The following is a 6,302-nucleotide window of genomic DNA, read 5'->3' as shown; positions in this document are numbered from 1 at the left end:
TCGAGTCCACCTAAGCCCACCACAAGCTCCCGAAAGAGAGCGAATATCTCCCGAATGGGAGCAGCTGCCCAAGTGGGAACGAGCAAGGCGCGAAGTCGCCGCAGCGAGCGTCCCTCCAGCGGAGCTGGTGCACTTTGAAAACTGGATAAAGATGAAATGAAGCAGATATTGCGAGAAGTAAAGCTAGGAAACTAGATTTATGATATTGTGAAATCTACAATTTCAAAGGAAAACTTATTCATTGAATGAGTTTTTAACTCGAAAGAACCAAGAAGATCACATGGTCAAGCTACAAAGAGCGCAAGGGGAATGCCTTGGCACTGAGAGCCGATGAAGGACGCGACTAACTGCGATAAGCTTCGGGGAGCCGTAAGTGGGCATTGATCCGGAGATTTCCGAATGGAGCAATCCGGCTGGAGTCATGTCCAGTCAACGTGCACTGAATCCATAGGTGTACGTGGGGAACCGCCTGAACTGAAACATCTAAGTAGGGCGAGGAAGAGAAATCAACCGAGATTCCGCTAGTAGTGGCGAGCGAACGCGGAAGAGGCCAAACCAGAGGTAGCAATACCTTTGGGGTTTTGGACAGCGCACGGTATGCAGAGTTCTAGCAGAATGGCATGGGAAGGCCAACGAAACAGTGTGAGAGTCACGTATGCGAAAGGACAAAGCGGCCAGCTGTATCCAGAGTACCGCCGGACACGTGAAACCCGGTGGGAAGATGGGGGGACCACCCTCCAAGCCTAAATACTACTCAGTGACCGATAGTGTAGAGTACTGTGAAGGAAAGGTGAAAAGCACCCCGGGAGGGGAGTGAAAAAGAACCTGAAACCTTGTGCTTACAAGCACCGAGAGCCCGTCAATGGGTGATCGGGTACCTTTTGTAGAATGGTCCGGCGAGTGAATGTGACTGGCAAGGTTAAGGACTTGAGGTCCGGAGCCGCAGCGAGAGCGAGTCTGAACAGGGCGTATGAAGTCAGTCGTATTCGACCCGAAACCGGGTGACCTATCCATGTCCAGGTTGAAGTGGAGGTAAAACTCCATGGAGGACCGAACCGACTCCCGTTGAAATGGTAGCGGATGAGGTGTGGATAGCGGAGAAATTCCAATCGAACCCGGAGATAGCTGGTTCTCTCCGAAATAGCTTTAGGGCTAGCCTCGTATTAGATTACCGGAGGTAAAGCACTGAATGGGCTAGGGGCCGAAAGGTTACTGAACCCTATCAAACTCAGAATGCCGGATAATCGATGTACGGGAGTCAGACAGTGTGAGATAAGTTTCATTGTCAAAAGGGAAACAGCCCAGACCCACAGCTAAGGTCCCAAAGTATGGTTAAGTGGAAAAGGATGTGGGGTTGCACAGACAACCAGGATGTTGGCTTAGAAGCAGCCACTCATTAAAAGAGTGCGTAATAGCTCACTGGTCGAGTGACCCTGCGCCGAAAATTTAACGGGGCTAAATCATACACCGAAGCTTGGGATTCCGTAAGGAATGGTAGGAGAGCGTTGTGTAAGGGGCGAAGTCAGAGCGGAAGCGCTGGTGGACTTTACACAAGTGAGAATGCCGGAATGAGTAGCGCGAAATATGTGAGAATCATATTGGCCGAAAGTCTAAGGTTTTTGGAGGAAGGTTCGTCCGCTCCAAGTAAGCCGGGAGCTAAGGTGAGGCCGAGAGGCGTAGCCGATGCACATACGGTGGACATTCCGTAGCCGCCAAAAGATTTAAGCAGAGGGACATCTGAAAAGGGCATGACCCGGGCGTTGGTTGACCCGGGCGTAAGGGACCGAAATTAGAGTAGGGAAGCATGCTTGGCTCAGGGCGAGAAAAGCTCTGTGTATATCTGAGGCGCCCGTACCGCAAACCGACACAGGTAGACAGGATGAGGATTCTAAGGCCAACGGGAGAAGGGTAGTTAAGGAACTCGGCAAATTGACCCCGTAACTTAGGGATAAGGGGTGCCACGGAGACGTGGCCGCAGTGAATAGGCCCAGGCGACTGTTTAGCAAAAACACAGGTTTCTGCCAAATCGAAAGATGAAGTATAGGAGCTGACACCTGCCCGGTGCTGGAAGGTTAAGAGGAGATGTGCAAGCATTGAATTGAAGCCCCAGTAAACGGCGGCCGTAACTATAACGGTCCTAAGGTAGCGAAATTCCTTGTCGGGTAAGTTCCGACCCGCACGAATGGTGTAACGATCTGGGCACTGTCTCAATTACCCGCCCGGCGAAATTGTAGTACCGGTGAAGATGCCGGTTACCCGCGACAAGACGGAAAGACCCCATGGAGCTTTACTGCAGTTTAATATTGGGTTTCGGTAGTTTATGTACAGGATAGGTGGGAGACGGAGAAACAAGCACGCCAGTGTTTGCGGAGTCGTCCTTGGGATACCACTCTTAAGTTGCTGAAATTCTAACCTGCGGCCGTGAATCCGGCCGGGGGACATTGTTAGACGGGCAGTTTGACTGGGGCGGTCGCCTCCAAAAAGGTAACGGAGGCGCTCAAAGGTTGGCTCAGCACGGACGGAAACCGTGCCTCTGAGTGTAAACGCATAAGCCAGCCTAACTGCGAGGATGACGGTCCGAGCAGTAACGAAAGTTGGAGTTAGTGATCCGGCGGTATGAGAGTGGAATTGCCGTCGCTCAACGGATAAAAGCTACCCTGGGGATAACAGGCTGATCTCCCCCAAGAGTCCACATCGACGGGGAGGTTTGGCACCTCGATGTCGGCTCATCACATCCTGGGGCTGTATTCGGTCCCAAGGGTTCGGCTGTTCGCCGATTAAAGTGGTACGCGAGCTGGGTTCAGAACGTCGTGAGACAGTTCGGTCCCTATCTGTCGTGGGCGCAGGATATTTGAGGAGAGCTGTCCTTAGTACGAGAGGACCGGGATGGACGCACCTCTGGCGCACCAGTTGTCATGCCAATGGCACAGCTGGGCAACTATGTGCGGATTGGATAAACGCTGAAAGCATCTAAGCGTGAAGCCAACTCCAAGATAAGATATCCCATGGCGTAAGCCAGTAAGGCCCCTTGAAGACTACAAGGTTGATAGGCTGCGTGTGGAAGTGCAGTAATGCATGTAGCTTGGCAGTACTAATAGGCCGAGGGCTTGACCATCACTTCTTGGTCAGTCTGATTTTACAGCAAGACCTCTTCGTTTCAAATCTTTGTCCAGTTTTGAGAGTGACACTTCCGCTCACAGGGAGCTGGAAAATGCAGTTTGAACATGACAGCGCAGGCAATCGCCTGCGCTGTTTTCTATTGCCTGGTCTGGAAAATACTGTGCCCGGCGTTTTCTCTTCCACCATACAAAGCTGCTGTTCAGTGTTTTCTCTTGCCCACAAAAAACAGCGCCTTTACCGTTGCATTAACGGCGAGGCGCTGTTTTGTTTGCTGTTTACATTGGTGGAGCCGCAGAGAGATTGTCACACAGGCATGAGCGTCGTCCGGAAGAACCAACCACATAGATCCGGCATGCGGCTTCCTTCGCCTCTCCCCTCACAAAGGGGCATTTGATCGTCAGAGCAGGGCCGCATTCCATGTCATAACAGACTGCCATGCGCCCGCAGGAACAGCCGCTGGCCTGATACCATTGGCAGGGTTCGCTGTTGGTGCAGTGTTTGACGGCGGGAAAGTCCACATACTCCTGCGCAATTTTTCCGCCCTTATCATAGCCTCCGCTGCTGATCAGCAAATGCTCGGCAGAGAGTTCAAAGAAAATATGGCTCCAATGGCTGGCGGTGCCGTGATGCGGTGTTTTCAGAATGTAATACCCGGCATAGAGCTTGTCCGCGATGGCGTCAAAGGTTTCCGGCGCGGCGTCGCCCGTCATGAGAATGTCGTTCAGACTGGCTTCCTGTGTGCGGTGATTGTGAAACACAACGCTTGCAGCATTCAATGCGTCCGCATAAGCCGTGCGTGTGACAGGGCGGTTCAGAATTTCGCGGATATCGGGCGCGGGCGGAAGGAGATTCAGTTCCGCGGCCAGCTCGTCAATGCGCACCAGCAGAGAGGTACATTCCGCAATCATTTGTCCGTCTAAGGGCGCACCGGACGCAGCCCGGCAGTAGGTCCGGCAGAATTCATTTTTCAGCGCCTGGAACGTGCGCGCACATTCCGGCAAAAACGGAGAGGACAGCTCAATGTTCAATTCCTCCACCGCGCCTGCAAACAGGTCGGAGAAAGGATAATTCTCGCGCGGCGGCCACAGTACGTCGTAGGTTACGCCGTCAAAGGAGAAGGTATCCCCCGCTCCCAATCCGCGCACGGTTTCCGGCCCGGAAGCGCGTGCCGTGCGCTCAAACAGGCGCAGGGAAGCGATGTTCGCGCGGGAATAATCGGTCTGATCCCGCAGAAATACAAAGACAAAAAGGGCAAATTCCAACAGCAGCGCGCGGCCGTTGCGGTCACACGGGCTGGCAGGGAGATAAATCTGATTGAAATATTTCGGTTCCTTACCCAGCAGGTTCCAGAAGCCGGAGAGATGGTCCCTGTGGCAGTGTGAGAGCAGAAACGTGCGGGAGGATGCCTTGCGGTAACGCTCAAAAATCTCTTCGCTTACGCAGAGAGTCAGTTCACGGCCGTCCTCCTTGCGGCTGCGGTTCATGCTTCCGCAGTCCACCATCAAAATATTGTGGTGGGCTCCGCCGAGAACCACACACTCGCCGTATTCCACGTTGTAAAGCTCTACATACTCCATCAGGGAACGCCTCCTGTTGTGTCAGTCAATACGCCGGAAACCCTTCACAGGGCGGCCGGCTTCCCATTCTCCGGTGAAAAGGATTTTCCCGTCGCGGTATTCTGTGCCGTGACCGTGGCGTTTGCCGTCCTTCCATTCACCGGTATAGATCAGATTGCCATCCGGATCAAAGGCCGCCCCCAAACCGGTGGGAACGTTGTTCTTCCAGCGTCCCGCGAAGAGAGAGCCGTCGCGTGAGCTGAAGGCCACACCCGCGCCCTCGCGCGCATTTTGCTTCCAATGGCCCGCATAGCAGAGCTTTCCGCTTTTATAGTAGTATACGCCGAAACCATCCCGGCGATCGTTCTGATAGTCCCCTTCATAGGCAGTACACCCATTTTCCATCTGGGTGCGGCCCCGGCCGGTGCGTTTGCCGTCCTGTAAGCCGCCGAAATACAGATAGCTTTCCTCCGCGCTCACAACGATCTGCTTCACCGCCTTGAGAGACGGCAGCAGGATCGGCTCCTGCTCGGGCGGAAGGCCTTCCGGTTTTTTCTCCTTCAAAGCAGACTGCACGGTTCCCGCGCTGCCGCGCGCCGCTACCGTGTAGCGGGGGGGCTTGCCTTCTCCCTTGCGCGCGTTGGAAACCTCGTCCAGCAAAGCGCTGACCGCATTGGCGTTCACGCTGTCGTCAATCCGGATCCGTTCAACCGGACGCGGAGTTGTTTCGATGATCGGTTCCTCCTCAAAGAAACCAATCTCACGGTTAACGGCATAGTCGCTTTCCTTGGGCGCGGCAATCTCTTCTTTCGGCTTTTTCTTCACAGGAAGCACAGGGTGCACAGTGTTGTCAATGACCTCAAACCGATCCAGCGCATCGTCGTTCTGCGCTTCTGTGGGAACCTCCATCGACAAGGGGTGATCCTTTTCCTGCTCAAGGACGGCGGCACGGCGTGTGGCCTGCTCAAGCGGGCAGTAGCCCACACGGCCGTTGACCAACTCCGCGAGAACAGGCGGTTCTCCCGCTTCGGCATTTACCAGGCTGGACAAACCTCCCTGCGGCAATTCGCAGGCGGTGAGAAGCTCCGTCACATACGCATCGCTTTCCGCATCCCAGCGAACAAGCTCCAGTTTCTCATTCTGCGCTGGACGCAGGCAGACGGAGGTGCGGCCGGTAAAGCCGTTGTCAAAATAAGCGGTTTGCAGCCAATGGTAATCATGATCCAAACGGATTTTGGACACGACATCGCCCTCAAAGCTGCGCGTCACAATGCTCCAGCCGTATTCCTCGGGTTCGGCTTCCTCCAGCATCAGGGAACCGCAGCGCTTTTCCCAGCGCAGATCGCGCTTTGTCAGGCGGTAAACATAGGAGATTTCTTTCCCGTTTTCCACAGCGCGTTCCCGCCCGCTCTGGCGGCGTTTGCCGCCGTACCATTCCCGCAGCAGGCGGCAGAAAACCGCTTTGTTCTGCGGTGCGCCGTCATAGTCGGTCAGCAGTACGGCGCAAATCCTGTTGTCTTGCATTTCCTTCCCAATCTCCCTTTAATCTCCCTAATGGCGCCGTCTTACGCGACTTGCCCGCCGCAGGCGCAAACCTTTTCTTATCATTATAACATACCCTCGTTT

2 protein-coding genes and 1 rRNA gene are annotated in these 6,302 nt (G+C 54.3%); 1 reads left to right on the top strand and 2 read right to left on the bottom strand.

All coding sequences use genetic code 11. The features are described 5' to 3' along the window. Window positions 1–282: 282 nt before the first annotated feature. Window positions 283–3,115, top strand: a 23S ribosomal RNA gene (locus tag B5F35_RS01990). 280 nt (window positions 3,116–3,395) lie between these two features. Here the strand turns inward: B5F35_RS01990 and B5F35_RS01985 are convergent. Together B5F35_RS01985 and B5F35_RS01980 are read right to left on the bottom strand one after the other, a co-directional pair. Further along, complete coding sequence (locus B5F35_RS01985) at window positions 3,396–4,697, bottom strand: ComEC/Rec2 family competence protein (RefSeq protein ID WP_087237547.1); 1,302 nt, start codon at window positions 4,695–4,697, stop codon at window positions 3,396–3,398. A 21-nt stretch (window positions 4,698–4,718) separates the two neighbouring features. Continuing rightward, the gene (locus tag B5F35_RS01980; RefSeq protein ID WP_087237545.1) at window positions 4,719–6,200 is read right to left on the bottom strand and encodes an MORN repeat-containing protein; all 1,482 of its coding nucleotides are present in this window, start codon (window positions 6,198–6,200) and stop codon (window positions 4,719–4,721) included. Window positions 6,201–6,302 lie beyond the last annotated feature (102 nt).

Source organism: Anaeromassilibacillus sp. An200 (assembly GCF_002160025.1).
GTDB classification, from domain to species: domain Bacteria; phylum Bacillota; class Clostridia; order Oscillospirales; family Acutalibacteraceae; genus Caccousia; species Caccousia stercoris.
Note: the sequence above shows the minus strand (reverse complement) of the source record. Positions and strands in the feature narration are given on the sequence as shown.